At 71.2% G+C, this 16,906-nt stretch carries 13 protein-coding genes; 8 read left to right on the forward strand and 5 right to left on the reverse strand.

Annotated features, from left to right (window positions below):
• Nucleotides 1-7 precede the first annotated feature (7 nt).
• Nucleotides 8-709 carry an expansin EXLX1 family cellulose-binding protein gene (locus VFZ09_RS19390; protein WP_329729094.1) on the reverse strand — a complete coding sequence of 234 codons (702 nt, stop codon included), beginning with the start codon at nucleotides 707-709 and terminating at the stop codon, nucleotides 8-10.
• Between the two features lie 272 nt (nucleotides 710-981).
• On the opposite strand from VFZ09_RS19390, the gene VFZ09_RS19395 reads away from it, so the two are divergent.
• The 8 genes from VFZ09_RS19395 to VFZ09_RS19430 all read left to right on the forward strand — a co-directional run bounded on the left by VFZ09_RS19395 (nucleotide 982) and on the right by VFZ09_RS19430 (nucleotide 11,436).
• Nucleotides 982-2,781, forward strand: coding sequence for an adenylate/guanylate cyclase domain-containing protein (locus VFZ09_RS19395; RefSeq protein ID WP_329729095.1), 1,800 nt, complete (start codon nucleotides 982-984; stop codon nucleotides 2,779-2,781).
• Nucleotides 2,781-4,079: a serine/threonine-protein kinase gene (locus VFZ09_RS19400; protein WP_329729096.1), complete on the forward strand. Its 1,299-nt coding sequence runs from the start codon at nucleotides 2,781-2,783 to the stop codon at nucleotides 4,077-4,079. Before VFZ09_RS19395 ends, VFZ09_RS19400 begins: the two co-directional genes overlap by 1 nt.
• Entirely contained in the window at nucleotides 4,057-6,429 is a 2,373-nt protein-coding gene (locus VFZ09_RS19405) for a FecR domain-containing protein (RefSeq protein WP_329729097.1), read from the forward strand. The genes VFZ09_RS19400 and VFZ09_RS19405 overlap by 23 nt, the downstream gene beginning before the upstream one ends.
• Nucleotides 6,430-6,466: 37 nt before the next feature.
• Entirely contained in the window at nucleotides 6,467-7,483 is a 1,017-nt protein-coding gene (locus VFZ09_RS19410) for a stage II sporulation protein M (RefSeq protein ID WP_329729098.1), read from the forward strand.
• Nucleotides 7,484-7,521: 38 nt separating this feature from the next.
• A complete protein-coding gene (locus VFZ09_RS19415) occupies nucleotides 7,522-7,659 on the forward strand; it encodes a hypothetical protein (RefSeq protein ID WP_329729099.1) in 138 nt (45 codons plus the stop codon).
• Between the two features lie 94 nt (nucleotides 7,660-7,753).
• Nucleotides 7,754-10,546, forward strand: coding sequence for a serine/threonine-protein kinase PknK (locus tag VFZ09_RS19420; RefSeq protein WP_329729100.1), 2,793 nt, complete (start codon nucleotides 7,754-7,756; stop codon nucleotides 10,544-10,546).
• A gap of 178 nt (nucleotides 10,547-10,724) precedes the next feature.
• On the forward strand, nucleotides 10,725-11,060 hold the full coding sequence (locus VFZ09_RS19425) for a hypothetical protein (protein ID WP_329729101.1): 336 nt from the start codon (nucleotides 10,725-10,727) through the stop codon (nucleotides 11,058-11,060).
• Between the two features lie 16 nt (nucleotides 11,061-11,076).
• The gene (locus VFZ09_RS19430) at nucleotides 11,077-11,436 is read left to right on the forward strand and encodes a DUF4288 domain-containing protein (RefSeq protein WP_329729102.1); all 360 of its coding nucleotides are present in this window, start codon (nucleotides 11,077-11,079) and stop codon (nucleotides 11,434-11,436) included.
• 31 nt (nucleotides 11,437-11,467) lie between these two features.
• Here VFZ09_RS19430 and VFZ09_RS19435 read toward each other — a convergent pair whose 3' ends face one another.
• Genes VFZ09_RS19435 through VFZ09_RS19450 form a run of 4 tightly spaced genes read right to left on the reverse strand, consistent with a single transcriptional unit; the run spans nucleotide 11,468 to nucleotide 16,905 of the window.
• Nucleotides 11,468-12,775 (reverse strand): DUF58 domain-containing protein, encoded by a 1,308-nt coding sequence (locus VFZ09_RS19435; RefSeq protein WP_329729103.1) that lies wholly within the window; start codon nucleotides 12,773-12,775, stop codon nucleotides 11,468-11,470.
• Nucleotides 12,772-13,761: a MoxR family ATPase gene (locus VFZ09_RS19440; RefSeq protein ID WP_329729104.1), complete on the reverse strand. Its 990-nt coding sequence runs from the start codon at nucleotides 13,759-13,761 to the stop codon at nucleotides 12,772-12,774. Before VFZ09_RS19440 ends, VFZ09_RS19435 begins: the two co-directional genes overlap by 4 nt.
• On the reverse strand, nucleotides 13,758-15,056 hold the full coding sequence (locus VFZ09_RS19445; RefSeq protein WP_329729105.1) for a DUF4350 domain-containing protein: 1,299 nt from the start codon (nucleotides 15,054-15,056) through the stop codon (nucleotides 13,758-13,760). Before VFZ09_RS19445 ends, VFZ09_RS19440 begins: the two co-directional genes overlap by 4 nt.
• A complete protein-coding gene (locus VFZ09_RS19450; protein ID WP_329729106.1) occupies nucleotides 15,049-16,905 on the reverse strand; it encodes a DUF4129 domain-containing protein in 1,857 nt (618 codons plus the stop codon). Before VFZ09_RS19450 ends, VFZ09_RS19445 begins: the two co-directional genes overlap by 8 nt.
• Nucleotide 16,906 lies beyond the last annotated feature (1 nt).

Here is a 16,906-nt window from a genome sequence, read left to right on the forward strand (position 1 = left end):
CCGATCTTCAGCCCGCCTTGAACTGGGCCGCCCCGTCGTAGGTCGCGTTGGAGTTCGCGCCGGGCAGCGTGTCCTCCAGCGTCTGACCGTCCGAGGCCGTCACCCGCACCTTGATGGCGCCACTGCCCATGCCGGCGGGCTCGACGAAGTAGTTGTAGGACTCGCGCTTGACGTTCACCCAGGCACCGTTCTTCCAGTACTCGAGCTTCGTTACGGGCAGGCGGTGGTTGAGCACCTGGATGGCGGTCCACCACTGCGAGCTTCCGTCCTTGAGGTGGTAGCGGACAGGGCCCTGCACGTCGCACGTCACCATGCGCCAACGCACGTTCACGCGGCCCGCGATGGGATCGGCGAGCTTCTCGAAGGCCGAGCGGCTCAGGTCCAGGTGGCCCTTGGTCGGGCAATCGGGGCAGGAGTCCACGATGCGCACGCGCAGGTTGCCCTTGGGGCCCTCGATCTCCACGCACGAGCCGCACACCGCGCTGTTCTCGTACTGGCCGATGTTCATCGCCGCCACGTCCAGGTTCCCCGGGCTGGGATCGAAGCTGCAATTGCCCGCGCCCGTCGCGTCGTAGAAGGTGATGAGGCCGTCCTGGAACTCGCCGAGCGCGCGCAGGGCTCCGCCCGGGTCCGTGGGGCCACAGGCCGTGAGCAGCGGTAGCAGGATCGTCGCGAGCCAGCGTGCGGGGGCGAGCTTCTCGATGCGCATGACAGGGTCTCCTCTCAGCGGGAAGGGGGCAGGGAGTGTAGCGCGTCCAGACGCTCGTGCCCGGCTGCTCGCTCCAGGAGCGTCCCCCCGGAGAGGGGCCGGGCGGGGGGTTGAGGTGGTTCGGGGCTCGCTCCGTGCCTCCAGAGGGTGATAAGCCGGGGACTTCCTCCCCGACGTCTCTCGGAAAGCCCGAGCCCCTCAGACACGCGATGGCAGCGAATCCTGTCCCCGTAGTGGAGACTCGCAGCGCGGAGCGCGGCACGGAGGCCCCCATGCCTCCCGCCCAGGAGATGGGCACTCCGGTGAACCCGAGAGGCCTCCCGCTCTCCATCCGCCTGTTCCTTCTCACCCTGCTCTGTGCGCTGCCACCTCTGGTGGGGCTGAGTTGGAGGGCGAGGTCCACCAACGAAAAGACCCTCAAGGAGTCCGTCCTTCACCTGCACCGTTCCATCGTCTGGGACGTGCAGCGGACCGTTCGGGGCGAGCTGACCCGTGTCGAGCAGGACCTCGAGGACATTTCCAAGATCCTTTTTGGGCCTGGGCTGGGCGATGACACCACGCGCTATGCACTCGCCGGCTCCCGGGTGGCGGCGCTGCGCGACATCGACTTCGTCACGCTCTACGCCCCGAGCGGCCAGAGCGTCACCACCGTGAAGGCCGAGGAAGTGCCGGAGCCGCGAGTGCCTTCCCGGCTGGATCCCGCGCTCCTCGAGGCCCTTCGTGTCTCCAACGGTCGACTTGTCGTCCAGGGCGTGTATGCGAACGCGCAGGGGGAGCCAGTGCTCGAGGCCTTCTTCCCTATTGTCCGTGACGACGGCTCCGTGCGTGCCGTGCTTGGCACCCAGGTGAAGCTCCATGAGCTGTGCACGTTGATGGGTAATTTCGGCGAGCAGTTCCTTGGCTCGCGCGAGAATGTCTTCGTCGTGGACCGCGAGCGGCGGCTCGTGCTTCATGCGGACCCCGCCCGGGTGGCCGCTCGCGAGGACTTGTCCCGGCACGGTCTCTTCTCGGCGCTCAGCGGCGACTCCTCCTTTGGCACCGACATGGCCGCCATCTCGGATTTCCAGATGGACGGCGTGGAGATGCTCGGCTCGCTGGAGGTGCTCTCCGAGCGGGGCTGGGCTGTGGCCGTGCAGCAGCCCCAGTCCGTCGTGTATGCGTCGCTGTTGTCGATGCGCAGGTCCATTCTCGAAGCGTTCGCCATCGCCGCGCTGGTGGCCCTGGTGGCTGGCCTGCTCGGGGCCCGTCAGCTCACCCGGCCCATCCGTGATCTCGTGGCCGCGACGCGGGCCCTCTCCGAGCGCACCTTCCGCGGCGTGGGCGAGCGCGTTACCCGGCGCCGGGACGAGCTGGGCACCCTGGGCCGCGCCTTCGACAGCATGGCCCTCACGCTGGATGCCAAGGAGCGCGAGGTCGTCGCCCAGACGCAGGTGCGCGCGGCCCTCAGCCGCTACCTGTCTCCCGACGTGGTGGACCTGGTCGTGTCCAACCCGGACCAGCTGCGGCTCGGCGGCGAGCGCCGCGAGGTCACCATCCTCTTCGCCGACGTGGTGGGCTTCACCAAACTGTCCGAGGCCCAGCCGCCGGAGACCATCGTCGCGCTGCTCAATGAGCTGTTCACCTTCGCCACCGAAATCATCCAGCGGCGCGGGGGCATCATCGACAAGTTCATCGGCGACTGTGTCATGGCGGTGTGGGGCTCGCCCCAGTCGCACCCGGATGACGCCCTGCGCGCGGTGCAGGCGGCCGAGGATCTGCGGCGCTGGCTCGACGTGGGCAACCGCCGCTGGCGCGCGCGCTGGGGCATCGAGATCCAGCTGGCCATCGGCATCCACACCGGCCCCGCGGTAGCGGGCAACGTCGGCAGCGAGAAGCGCATGGAGTACACCGTCATCGGCGACACCGTGAACGTGGCCGCGCGCATCGAGTCCATGGCCCAGCCCGGGCAGATCCTCGTCAGCGAGTCCACGCGCGAGCGCATCGGTGACAGTGGCGTGGAGCTGGTGCCCGCCGGGGAGCGCCAGCTGCACGGCCGCACCGCGGCCACCCGCATCTTCGAGGTGCCGCTCTGATGCTCGAGCCGGGCACCCTCATCGCCGAGCGCTTCCGCGTCCTGCGATCGCTCGGCAAGGGCGGCATGGGCACGGTCTACGAGGCGGAGCAGCTCGGCCTGGGCCGCCACGTGGCCCTCAAGGTGATGCACCCGCACATCGCCAGCGCTCCCGGTTTCTCCGAGCGTTTCCAGCGCGAGGCCCAGGTGCTCGCCCGGTTGCGCCACCCGGGCTCCGTGGAGGTGTACGACTACGGGCTCGACTCGGGCTTCCTCTTCCTCGCCATGGAAATGGTGTCCGGCGAGACGGTGGACTCCCTCCTCATGCGCGAGGGCGCGCTGCCGGTACCGCGAGCGGTGGACATCGCCGTGCAGGTGCTCGAGGTGCTGGAGGCCGCGCACGCGCAGGGCATCATCCACCGCGATCTCAAGCCCGCGAACCTCTTCCTGGAGTCCACCCCGGGGGGCGAGCGCGTGAAGGTGCTCGACTTCGGCCTGGCCGCGCTCGGCGGCGAGCTGCACGCGCGTCTCACGCAGGAGGGTATGTCCGTGGGCACGCCGGGCTTCATGTCCCCGGAGCAGATGCGCGGGCAGCCGACGGACGGGCGCAGTGACCTGTACTCCCTGGGGTGCGTGCTCTACGAGCTGCTCACCGGCTTTCCTCCCTTCCCGGTGATGCCCTCGGCGGAGATCGTCGTCGCGCACCTCTACAAGCCGGTGCCCCCGTTCCACGAGGTGCGGCCGGACCTCTCCGTGCCCGAGCGTCTGGAGTCCCTGGTTCGCAGGGCCATGGAGAAGCTGCCCGCCGCGCGTCCGCCCGACGCGGCCTCCATGCGCCAGGAACTGCTGGCCGTGCTCGCCGAGCCCGTGGGGCCTCCGCCGCTGCCGAAGAAGCGGGGCGAGGGGAAGAAGACGGAGCGGGGGCTCGGCGGGGCGCGGCACGAGGTGCCCGTGCCGAAGCCCGTGCCCGGTGGGGCACCCGTGGGCGTGCTGGTGCCCAGGCACCAGGAACTCGCTGGCAACACGCTGGTGATGTCGCTCGCCGCGTGTGGCTTCCAGGCGTGGGTGGCCTCGGAGACCGAGCCCTGGGAGACGTTCGGCGCGCTGCTCGTCGTCGCGGACGGGCGCGAGTCGCTCGCCTGGGCGAGGTCCCTGGCCGCGCGCCCGGGTTCTCCTCCTGTCCTGCTGTGTGGTCCCGCGGATGACTGGGACCTGGTGACGGGCGCGCTCGAGGGAGGACTGTTCGACTTCGTCCCCCTGCCGCTCGATCCGATCGATCTGACCCGGAAGGTGTCGCGTGCCCAGAAGCTCAAGCGTTAGAGGACTCGCCACGGCACTCGTGCTGGTGCTGTGCCTGCCCGCCGTCTCGTGGGCCGAGGCCCCCAAACCCGTGGATGACGACGTGTACGTGGTGCAGCCCGGGGACACGTGCGGCAGCGTGGCGCGCAAGGTGTTCGGCGATGCGACCACCGGCTCCGCGAAGCTGCACGCGCTCAACAAGATGGGGGCGCCGCCGCATCAGCTCGTGCCGGGCACGGTGCTGCGCATCAAGGGAGACCCCGACGCGCGCCTCACCTTCGTCCGGCCCGAGGTCAACTCGAAGCGCGCGGGCAAGGTGGAGTGGTTCCAGGCCAACACCGGCCAGGGGCTGTGGCGGCTGGACTCCGTCAACACGCTGCGCGAGGCCGGCGCCGAGGTCACCTTCCGCGACCTGACGCGGCTGCAGATGAACGAGAACGCGCTCGTCGTCATCTACGGCCAGGCCACCAGGGCCACGGACAAGGTGAAGAAGTCCGGCGCGGTGGAGCTGCTGCAGGGCGAGCTGAACGTGTCGCTGGCGGAGCTGCGCGGCGAGCCCGTGGGCGTGCGGATGCCGGCGGCCACGGTGGCCGCGCGCTCGAAGGACCTGCTCGTGGGCGTGGACGGCCAGCAGATGAGCCGCGTCTCCGTCTATGACGGCCAGGCCGAGGTGAGCGCGCAGGGACAGAACGTCCAGGTGCCCAAGAACCATGGCACGCGGGTGGAGAAGGGGAAGATGCCCGAGAAGCCCCGTCCGCTGCCCGAGGCGCCGGCGTGGGCGGGCGGAGCGCGCTCGGTGCGGCTGCTGCTGGACGAGAAGGGCGTGGACGAGGAGCTGGCGTGGGCGCCGGTGAAGGACGCGGCGTCGTACCGGGTGGAGCTCGCGCGCGACGAGCGCTTCAACGATCGGGTGCATGGGGAGACGGTGCAGGCGGGGCAGGAGTCGCTGAAGTCCGTGGCCCGGGCGCTGGCGGCCGGCAGGTACTTCGCGAGGGTGCGTGCCGTGGACGCGGCGGGCCTGGTGGGCAGTGCGTCCGCCGTGCGTCAGGTGGAGGTGATGCGCGTGAAGACGGAGCGGGGCACGGTGGGGCCCCAGGGCATCCGGGGCGCGCAGCGCCTGGACTTCACGGTGGAGGGTGCCGAGTCGCTGGACTTCCGTCTCGACGGCGCGCCCACGACGCACCCGGTGCGGGTGGAGGGCGTGGGCACGCATACGCTGGAGCTGTTGCCTCGCGGCGTTCCCGATGCCCGTCCGGAGAAGCTGACGCTCACGGTGGTGCCGCCGCGCGTGGACGTGGACGTGGAGCCCGTGGCCGGCGCGTTCCGGGTGAAGGTCCTGGTGCTCGACGAGCAGGGCAAGCCGCTGGAGGGCCCCTTCGCCGCGCTGAAGCTGCGCGGACTGCATGGCACCCAGGTGGAGGAGCCGCTCCAGCGTCAGGCGGATGGCTCGCTGTTGACGCGCGCGGTGCCGGGGATGCGTGACGGGGAGCGCATGGCCTCGGTGGAGGCCCTCTGGGGCGACACGCCCGTGCAGCAGGTCAACGCGCTGGCTCCCGGGGAGCAGGCTCCGGTGCCCATGGCCGCCGAGCCCTCGACTCCCGTACAGGACGCCGAGGCGGAGGTGGCGCTCATGCCGCTGCTGGGTGCTCCCTCGGGAGGCCTGGTGGAGGCCTCGCCCCTGCCCACGGCCTTCCTGCCGCAGGCCTGGCTCTTCGAGGTGCGGATGCAGCCCGGACTGGGCGCGGAGGGCCTGGACATGGCGCGTGGACGCAGCACACTCGCCGTGGAGGGCCGCGTGTCCGAGCGGGTGGCCGTGGGCACCGCGCTGGCGATGCGCCCCGGTGCGCTGTTGAGGGGCGGGGTGACGGGCCCGTTGCCCGACACGGAGCTGTCCGCCTCGCTGTCGGCCCGGGTGCGGCTGACGGACCATCCCGCCTTCCGGGTGCTGCTGGCATTCGATGGCTCGCTGGCGGGCTCCCGCTTCGACGAGAAGGCGCGAGGGCTGCGGCTGCGTCCGGCACTGATCGCGGGGTTGCGCCGGGACCGTTGGGCCTTCTCCACCAGCCAAGCCTATGCCCTCCGGCCGGGCCAGGCCGAGGCCACCTGGGACAGTGCCTATCAGGTCTGGTTCCTGCCCCTGCCCATGCTGTCGCTCGGGGCGGAGCTGGATGCGCTGGTGGGCGCCACGCCCCAGGTGTCCGGTCCTTTGGGCCTCGCGGCCGGCGTGGGGGCCCGGTTGAAGCTCGGCGGCTTCGAGCTGGGCACCTCGGTGCGCCGGGGTTTTGGCCCGGATGGGACGCGCGTCTGGGGCGATTGGTGCGGACAGCTGACACTGGGCTGGTCCGGCCTGGGCGCGTTGATGCCTCAGTAGTCACGCGCCGCCCGCCGATGGCTTAGAGTCTCCTCTCATGGAGATGCCCGAGTTCATCGAGGCGAGGCGGCCGCGCTGGCAGCAGTTGGAGGCCCTGCTCGACAAGGCCGAGGAGCGCAGCCTGCGCGCCTTGAAGCTGGAGGAGGCCCGCTCGCTGGGCAAGCTCTACCGCGCCGTCTCCAGCGATCTGCTGTGGGTGCGTGCCCGCGGCGGCTCGGCCGACGTGAGCGAGTACCTCAATGACCTGGTGGGCCGCGCCTACGCCCTCACCTACCCGGGCCAGCGGCCGAGGTTCTCGGACGTCTGGGGCTTCGTCGCCCGCGGCTTCCCCGCGCTGCTCCGCCAGGAGTGGCGCATGTACCTGGCCTCGGTGCTCCTCTTCCTGGCGGGCCTGGGCTTCGGCTACCTGGGCATGCTCGCGGACCCGGACGCGGCCCAATACCTCGTCCCCGAGGAGCACCTGAGCCTGGAGCCCGTCCAGCGCGCCGCCGACGAGGCCTCGGGCGACGGCATGTCCGCGCAGCAGCAGGCGGCCTTCACCACCTTCCTCTTCACGCACAACATCGAGGTGGCGTTCCTCGCCTTCGCGTTGGGCATCACGGTGGGGGTGGGCACTGCGCTGATGCTCTTCTTCAACGGCCTGATGCTGGGGGCGCTCGCGCAGGTGTACACGGCCAAGGGGATGGCCGGCTGGTTCTGGGCGTGGATCCTCCCGCACGGCATTCCGGAGATCACCGCCATCTGCATCGCGGGCGCGGCGGGCTTCGTCATCGCCCGGGGGCAGGTGGCGCCGCGAGGCCTGCCCCGGGGCATGGCCCTGCGCCAGGAGGCCGTGCGCGCGGTGAAGCTCCTCTTCGGCACGCTCGTGCTCTTCGTGCTCGCGGGCTTCATCGAGGGCACCATCTCGCAGATCCACCCGCCGAAGCTGTCGGTGCTCTTCAAGGTGTCCTTCGCCCTGACCGTGGGCCTGGGCGTCTATGCCTACCTGTGCTCGGACTGGATGCGCGGGGCACGAGCGGATGCCGCGGCTCCGGACGGAGGCGGCGCGCGTTAGAGCGGAGGACGGGGAGGATCTGGCGCATCGCCTGGCGCGTGCGCGGGTTCCTCGGCGACATCCTGCTCGCCCGGGGGATGACGGCGGAGGCCCGCGAGTGCTTCCTGCGTCAGGTGCCCGAGAACGCCCGGACCCTGGAGCTGGCCCGCCAGCGTTGGGGCGAAGTCCCGGTGTAGATTTACAGCGGACCAGTGCCTGTTTGCCGTACGCACGGTGAAGGCCCAGGGCGGATGGCGGGGTGGGGATGTGATAGGTTCTCCCCTGTCCCGCATGGATAGCGACAAGACGGCTCCATCCCCACCGAGACCTCCCCCCAGCATCGCGCCGCAGGGCCAGCTCATCGCCGGGCGGTTCGTCATCGACGACCTGGCGGGACGCGGAGGCATGGGCCTGGTCTACCGCGCCAGCGATCTCACCACGGGCCGGAACGTGGCCCTCAAACTGCTGCATGCCTCCCCGTCGCAGGAGACCACGCTGCGCTTCAACCGCGAGGCCGTGCTGCTCTCCATGCTGGACCACCCGGGCGTCGTGTCCTACGTGGCGCATGGCACCATCGAGGAAGGCCAGCACTACCTGGCCATGGAGTGGCTCGAGGGGGAGGACCTGGCGCGCCGGCTGCTGCGCGAGCCCCTGCGCCTGTCCGAGGCGCTGGCCCTGCTGCGCCGGGCCGCCGAGGCGCTGGCCGTGGCCCACCGGCAGGGCATCGTCCACCGCGATCTCAAGCCCTCCAACCTCTTCCTGCGAGGCGGCCGGCCCGACGACGTGGTGCTGCTGGACTTCGGACTGGCCCGGCAGGCCGTCCCCACGATGATGGGCGTGACGGGCACCGGTGCGGTGGTGGGCACGCCGGGCTACATGGCGCCGGAGCAGGCCTCCAGCGAGCTGGAGATTCCTCCCGCCGCCGACGTCTTCTCGCTCGGGTGCGTGCTGTACGAATGCCTCACGGGCCGGCCGCCTTTCGAGGCGCCGCACTTCGCCGCCGTGCTGGCCAAGATTCTCTTCGCCGAGCCGGCGCGCCTGCACAAGCTGCGCCCCAGCCTGCCCGTCAGCATGCAGGGGCTGGTGGACCGGATGCTGGTGAAGGATCCGAAGCGGCGGCTGGCGGATGCCGACGGGTTGCTCAAGGCGCTCGCGGAGCTGGAGTCCGTCCCCGAGCTGCTGCTGCCCCGTTCCGAGTCGGACCCGCGCCCCGCGAGTCTGGAGGGCGCCGAGCAGCAACTCGCCAGCGTCCTGCTGATGTCCCTGCAGTCGCCGGACCCCGAGGACACGGCGGCGGCTCCCGGGAGGGGACTCGAGGTGCGGGATGCGTTGCGCGAGGAGCTCTCGGCGCATGGAGTCCGGGTGGAGCTGCTGGCGGACGGCTCGCTGGTGGCCACGCTGGTGCCCGAGCGCGGCACGGCGACGGACCAGGCGGCGCTGGCGGCGCGCTGTGCGCTCACCTTCAAGGAGCGGTGGCCCGAGGCCGCGGTGGTGCTGACCACGGGCCTGGGCATGTTCAACGAGCGGCTGCCGGTGGGCGAGGCCATGGACCGGGCGGGGCGGCTGCTGCGCCAGTTGGAGCGGATGCCCTCGTCCGCGTGCGTGGTGCTGGACGATGTCACGGCGGGGCTGCTCGGGCCGGGCTTCCAGCTCTCGCGCATGGACTCGGGCGCCTTCCTGCTGCAGGGCGAGCAACTGGGGGTGGATGCCTCGCGGCCCCTGTTGGGCAAGCCCACGCCGTGTGTGGGCCGGGAGCAGGAGCTGGCCCTGCTGGAGTTCTCCCTCAACACCAGCATCGAGGAGCCCGCGTCACGGGCCATGCTGGTGACGGCGCCGGCCGGAGTGGGCAAGTCGCGGCTGCGCCACGAGTTCCTGCGCCGGCTGGAGCGGCGGGAGCAGCCGCCACTGGTGCTGCTGGGGCGGGGAGACCCGATGAGCGCGGGCGCCTCGTACGGCCTGATGGGCCAGGTGCTGAGGCAGCTGTGCGGAATCGTGGAGGGGGAGCCCCTGGAGACGCGCCGTGCGCGGCTGTTCCAGCGGGTGGCCCTGCACCTGCCGGCGGAGGAGGCCCAGGAGGTGGCGGCGCTCCTGGGCGAGCTGTGCGCCGTGCCCTTCCCCGGAGAGGAGAGCCCCCGCCTGCTCGCGGCGCGGAGCGATCCATTGGAGATGAGCACGCAGGTGAGCCGGGCCCTGGTGCACTTCCTTCAGGCGGAGTGCGCCCACCGGCCGGTGCTGCTGGTGCTGGAGGATCTGCACTGGAGTGACGCGCTCACCGTGAAGCTGGTGGAGGAGGTTCTCCGGGCGCTGGCCGAGCAACCGTTGATGGTGCTGGCGCTGGCGCGGCCGGAGGTGAAGGAGCTCTTCCCCGCGTTGTGGGGGCGCCGCGTGCAGGAGCTGCCGCTGCATGGGTTGAGCAAGAAGGCGGGGACGCGGCTGGCGCGCGAGGTGTTGGGGCCGCACGTGCCCGAGGCGGCGGTGCGCCGGGTGGTGGAGCTGTCGGACGGCAACGCCTTCTTCCTGGAGGAGCTCATCCGCCTGGTGCCCGAGGAGCGTGGAGACTGGGCGCCGGAGACGGTGCTGGCTGTGCTGCAGGTGCGTTTGATGCGGATGGAGCCCGCGGCCCGGCAGGTGTTGCTGGCGGCGAGCGTCTTCGGCCGCACCTTCTGGCGGGGCGGTGTGGAGGCCTTGCTGGAGTCCACGGTGGGCGAGACCCTGGAGCGTCACCTGCGGCAGCTCGTGGAGCAGGAACTCATCGCGCCGCAGCCCGGGGGCCGCTTCCCGGGTGGGGGCGAGTACCGTTTCCGTCACGCCCTGGTGCGGGATGCCGCCTACGGCCTGGTGTCGGACACGGTCCGGCCCACGGGTCACCGCCTGGCGGGCGAGTGGCTGGAGCGGATGGGAGGGGAGCCGGATCCATTCGAGCTCGCCACGCACTTCCATCTCGGGCAGCAGCCGGCGCGTGCGCTTCCTTTCTATCTCCAGGCCGCCAAGCGCTTCCTGGAGCGGCACGATCTGACGGGGCTGGTGCGCTGCCAGCACGGCGCGCTGGCCTGCGGTTACGGCGGCGAGGCCCCCGCGGTCTGAGGACATGTCCCTCCATCGCTCTCAGCGACTCCGATGCATCGCACTCGCGATGAGCCTTGTCGTACTGGGAGCCGAGGGGCGCGCCCATCAAGAGCAGTCAGTGCCCGGTGTCTCCAGTCTGGACTGTGCACCTGCCGCGGCGCGGCCTCCCGGCCTCCATGCATGTCCGGTCGAGACCATGAGCTGTTATCCCGGGTGCGCGCAGGTTGGAGAACTGTATGCGTGCGGGGCTCAGTTGATCGCGCTCGCGGGAGGACTGACCGCCGCGATCATCGCGGTCGCGGAAGCGGAGGACACTTCGGTCGACGACTTCTGCAAGAAGCACACGGCCCTCTGCGCGAAAGGCGGCGTGCAGAACAAGGAGAACGAGTACGTTCGTGATGCCAGGTTGCGAGCGGACCCTTGTGGGTGGCTTCAAGAGCAGTACGCCGGAGCCGATGCAAGCGAACGCGAGAAGATTCGCCTGGCGCAGAAGTTCCTCGGCTGTCGCAACAAGCAGAAGCGCAAGACGTGAGGGGAGCGAGGAAAAGATGTCCTGGTATGCCGCGCATGTCGTGCTCTATTTCGAGTACAGGGAAGGGCCGCAGGACGAGTTCCCGGTCATGGAGAACGTCTACCTCATCCACGCCGCGACCGATGAGGCAGCCTTCGCGCGAGCCGAGAATCGAGGACGCTCCGACTGCGCGGAGGACGACGAGAGCCTGACCGTCAATGGAAGGCCCGCCCGTCTCGTTTTCGGGGGCGTGCGGAAGCTCATCTCTTGTGCCACCGACGCTGAAACCCTCGAGGATGGTGTCGAGGCAACGTACTCCTTCCTGGTCGTTTCCGGCCGGCAGCAGCTCGATGCCTTGATCAAGGGGGAGCCCGTCCCCGTGCTCTACGAGGAATGAGCGCCCGCCGGATTGCCCGTCAGCATCGGCCCTACAGCACGCCGCGCGCTTTGATATCGAGGTAGCGGTTGACGGCGGCGAGGCTCAGCTCATCCGGCTGCACGTCGAGCATCTGCACGCCACCGGCGCTCACCTTGGCCTTGAGGGATTCGCGGTCCGTGAGCAGCTCGCTGGCCACGGCCTGTTGATAGGCCTGCTCGGGCCCCGAGGGCTCGGTGCGCAGCAGGGCCGCGAGCGCGGTGTCCCGCACGGACAGGCACAGGGGCACGTGCCGCCGCGCCAGCCGGTGGAGTGGCGCCACCATGGTGGAGGCCTGCTCCTCGTCGAGGAAGTCCGTGAACACGCACAGCAGGCTGCGCCGCGTGAGGCGCACGTTCAGCTCCTTGAAGAGCGCCAGGTAGTCCACGTACGTGAGGCTCGGCGTGGTGGAGTAGAGCGTGTCCAATATCTTCCGGTACTGCAGCCGGCCCGCCGCCGGAGGCAGGTACGCCTTCACTCCATCCGCGAACACGGCCAGCCCCACGCGGTCTCCGTTGCGCACCGCCACGAAGGCCAGGAAGAGCGCCGCGTTGACGGCATGGTCCAGCTTGGTGAGCCCGTCCACCTGCGCCGCCATGGAGCGGCCCGCGTCCACGCAGATGAGGATGGACTGCGAGCGCTCGGACTCCATCACCCGCGTCACCGGCCGCGTGCGCCGCGCGGTGGCCTTCCAGTCCACCTCGCGCACCGAGTCTCCCTGCGCATAGTCCCGGAGCCGCGCGAACTCGCTGCCCCGCCCGTCCCGGCGCAACTGCCGCAGGCCCAGGTTCACCAGGTCCAACGCCGCGCCGGACAGGAGCAGCCGGCTGGCGCCTCGCAGGTCCGGGAACACCGACACGTTCTGCGCCGCGGGGAAGTGCCGCTCGTGGAAGACGAGCCCCAGCGGCCCCCGCACCCGCACGTGCACATCGCCGAAGGCGAACTTGCCGCGCTTGGAGGGGGACACCCGGTACACCCAGCGCGTCTGGCTGTCCGCGGGCAGGCGCAGCGGAGCCTCCTCGGGCGTGGCGGTGAAGGACTCGGGCACGTCGTCCTTCACGCGCACGTCCACGGCCTGGCCACCGCGGTGCACCAGCAGCAGCTCCACCTTGTTGGGCGCGCCCACGGACAGACGGGAGGGCAGCTTCCGGCTCACCTCCAGGCGCACCCGGCGGGCCATCAGGAAGTCCGCTCCCGCCAGCACCAGGGCGAGCACATCCAGCACCAGCACCGCGCCGCCGAGGCCCGGGAAGAATCCCGCCGCCATCATCGGCACGGCCAGCAGGCACAGCAGCACCCACAGGCGCCCGGTGGGAATCACCGGGGGACCTCGACGGACTGCACCACCTCGCGCAGCACGTCCGAGGGCGTGGCCCCATCCAGCTCCGCGTCCGGCGACAGCAGCAGGCGGTGGCGCAGCACGGGCCCGGCGAGGAAGCGCACGTCATCCGGCGTGACGAAGCCCCGGCCGCGCAGGGCCGCCAGCGCCTTGGAGGCCAGCAGCAGGTGCACGCCCGCGCGAGGCCCCGCGCCCAGGCGGATGCGGCTGGAGGCGCGCGTGGCCGCCACCAGCTTGCGCACGTACGAGAGCACCGGCGGTTCCACCGTCACCTCGTTGAGCGCCGCCCGCGCCGCGAGCAGGCCCTCCTTCGTCACCGCCGGCCCCACGCCCGCGCGCGCCAGGTCTCCCGCGTCGAAGCCCCGGTGCACCGACTCCAGGATGGCGTCCTCCTCCTCGGGGGCCGGGTAGCCCACGTCGATCTTCAGGAGGAAGCGGTCCAGCTGCGCCTCGGGCAGCGGGTAGGTGCCCTCGGACTCCACCGGGTTCTGCGTGGCGAACACCGTGAAGAGCGGCGACAGCGGCATGTGCCGGCCCTCCAGCGACACACCGCGCTCCTGCATGGCCTCCAGCAGCGCGGACTGCGTCTTGGCGGGGGCGCGGTTGATCTCATCCGCCAGCAGCAGGTCCGTGAAGATGGGGCCGCGCACCAGCACGAAGGACTGGCTCTTCAGGTCGAAGATGCTGGTGCCCAGGATGTCGGCGGGCATCAGGTCCGGGGTGAATTGAATCCGCTTGAAGTCCGCGCTGACGCCGCGCGCGAGCGCCTTGGCCATGAGCGTCTTGGCCACGCCGGGTACGCCCTCGAGCAGCACGTGGCCACCGGCGATGAGGCCCACGAGCATGAGCTCGAGCGGCTCGTCCTGGCCGACGACGGCCTTGCGCACCTCGGAGAGCACGCCCTCGCGGATGGCATGGGCGGCGGCCACGGCGTTGCTGGCGGGAGTGGGGGCGAAGGTGGAAGTCATGACTCCTCGGGGGTCGAAGCAGCGAGCGCGCGCGAGGGCGGCCCGGAAGGATGGATGCGCTGGCGCAGCACCGCGGCGCGGGAGGCCAGTTGTTTCAAATCGCCCTCGCCGGACACCGTCTCGGCGTTGCGGACCACGGCGCGCAGGCCGTTGGCCAGGTCCTCCCGTCCGCGCGCGGCCAGTCCCTCGGCGACGGACGTGGCGGGCGCGTGGGCGGGCATTCCGGCGTGCAGGGCCAGCTCCTGGGTGAGGCCCTTGGTGATGAGGCTGGCGGCGAAGCCGTGGTGGCGGCCCTCGCGGTACAGGCGGCTCATGGCGAAGAGGGCGTCCGTGGCCCCCACGCGGGTGGACTCGGGAGGCGCACGCGGCCGGCCGAAGCGCTTGAGGGCCACCGCCCACAGACACAGCCCCAGCAGCAGCTGCGCCACCGCGAAGTGCAGGCCGTAGCGGCGGGCGAAGTCCACCACCGAGCGCTCGTTGGTGAAGCCGTGGTGGTGCTCGTCGAACTCGTAGGGCCCGGGGCCCAGGGCGCGCAGGGCACTCAGCCAGAACTGCGCGTTGTCCGCGCGCGCGAGCGCCTGGTTCATCGCCAGCTCCGGCGCGCCCACCACCAGCACCTTGCCCGCGCCGTAGGGCACCACCGCCGCCACCGTCATGTTCAGGGGCTCGTCGCGCAGCAGGGGCACCGCGCCCTTCTCGGGCAGTTGCAGGTAGGCCTGCACCTTCGCCTCCACGCGCTCCACGCCCAGCGTGTACGGGCTGGAGAGCGGCGGGACGAGCGTGCGCATGGGCAGCGAGGTATCCGCCTTGGTGAGCTTCACCCCGAGCGCGTCCAGCAGCGGGTTCTCCTTCGAACCCCACGGCACGTAGACGAGGGTGCTGCCGGTCTTCACGTGCTCGAGGAGCTTCTCCGTCTCCTTGTCGCTCAGCTCGGGGACGTGCAGCCGGTTGAAGCCGTGGCGGGGGACCTCCTCGTCCTCCAGTCCGTCCTTCTTGTCGGCGGCGAGCGCCGTCTGATCCGGATCCTCCTCGCGGGCGCCGTCCACTTCCACGGCGAGCAGCACCGGGGTGCCCGTGCCCTTCTGGATGATTCGAAGGTCCGCGGTGCGCCGGACGGCGGGCAGGCCACTCTCCTGGACGAGCAGGAAGAGCCCGCGAGCCCCATCGGGCTGGGCGCGCCAGGTGGAGAGCGTGTCGGCGAAGCCACCCCGGGCCGCGCCGCGCACCAACCACGTGCCGAGCACGGCGGTGATGAGCAGCCCTCCCACCACGAGCAGCGGGAAACGGTCACGCACCGGCGGCCTCCGGGGTGGCGGGGGTGGGGTTCAGCATGGGCGCACACAGCGCGCGGAAGTCGCGGTAGCCGTCCGCGCCCACGGGCAGGTTGCCATACCAGGCGAAGTCGAAGCGCCGCGTCAGCTCGCGGAAGGAGGGGACCCACTCGCGGCGGCTGCGGAACTGGCGCAGGTAGTCCCAGTTGCTCAGCGTGGTGTCGTAGTGGATGACGCCCTCGCGGTGCAGGCGCGAGAGCAGGGCGAGGTACAGGCTGCGCACGGCCTCGCGGTACTCGCCCCGGGCGGCCAGCTCGTCGGCGAGGTGGGCCCAGCCCTCGGGAGGGCGGGAGAGGGCGTTCATCGGATCCGCCGCCAGGGTGGACGCGTCCTGCGTGCTCACCTCGAGCCGCGTGTCCTCGCCCTCCTGGGCCTTGCCGAGCGCGCGCAGCAGCACCAGCGTGAGCACCACCAGCACTCCGGCGATGAGGACCACCACCAGCACGTTGGCCACCGCCTGTCCCCCGGCGGCCGAGAAGCTGGGGCCCGGGGTCTGCGTCTCCGAGCGGCGGAAGAGCCTCTCCAGCCACTCCGCGAGCCACTTCATGAACCGCTGCCAGGGGCCCGGGGGGGGAGGCACCTCCTCGTCGGTGTTCTGCTCCTGGGGGGCCTCGGGCTCGGGCACCTGGAACTCGGGCCGCGCGAGGATGTCCCGGGCACGTGCCTGGGCCGCCCGTGCATCCGCCTGCTTCTCCAGCTCGGCGGTCTGCGTCGCCAGGGTGACGCCCTGCTCGAGCCGCTCCAGGGCGTTGCAGTCCTCGTTCTCCAGGACGTCCTTCTCCACGTCGCGCACCAGGCGCTGGAACTTGATGGCCTCGGCCGGGCTCAGCGTGTCGAGCGTCCGCCGCCAGCCCTCCGTCTCGGGGGCATCCAGGTCGCAGTACCCGGCCATCTCCTGGAAGCGCTGCTCCGTCTCCGCGCGGGAGGGCGGCTTCACGGGCACCTGCGCCCGGGCCGGGCTGGAGAGCAGGCAGGTGACGAGGACGGCGAGCAGGGCGGGCGCCGCCTTCCGGGTGGGCAGCCGCTGCACCGAGGCGAGCAGATCCAGCCCCTCCAGGCGCACGCGTCCATCCACCAGCAGCAGCGTGGAGGTGGCGGCGCGCAGGGGCTCGAAGAGGGTGAAGGTGGCGCAGGCGAGGAAGACGACCCAGGCGGTGTTGTCCAGGGAGGCGAAGCGCTCGGCGAAGGTGAGGTCGATGCCGAGCAGCTTGCGGCCGACGTAGAGCAGGGCGTTGGCGGCGATGTGGAGGTTGAGGAAGGCCAGGAGCTGCACCAGCAGGAGGATGCGCACGCCGGTGGCGCTGCCTCGCGCGGGGCCGAGCATCTTCGAGCACACCCCATACAGGTTCAGGGGGCTGCCACGGCCCTGGAGGGTGGCGGCGTAGCCGACGAGGTGCGCGGACAGGAAGAAGAAGGCGAAGCCCAGCGAGACGCCGAGCGTGAGCAGGTTGAAGGCGAAGAGGTACGCCACGGCGCACAGGAGGCTGGGCGTGCGGGCCAGCGCGGCGCGCAGCGAGGCCCACGCCGTGGGCTCTCCCTGCCCCTGGCCGAGCACCAGCTCCTGCACGTGGTGGCAGGCGGCGCCCTGGAAGATGCCCCGGACGAGCCAGGCGAGGGTGAACCAGAGCGCGGGCAGGCTCAGGGAGCGGTTGTTGGTGATGGCATCCGTCAGGTGCATCAGGGCCGCGGTGACGAGCGCCCCGCCGGGAAGGGTGAGGGCCCACACGCCGGAGCTGTGCACGCAGACGCGCAGGCCCGCGTCCAGGATGGCCACCGCCCCTCGGGGGCGCAATTCGAGCGCGGAGACGGCCATG

The sequence above is a fragment of the Archangium sp. genome, assembly GCF_036277355.1.
GTDB lineage: Bacteria > Myxococcota > Myxococcia > Myxococcales > Myxococcaceae > Archangium.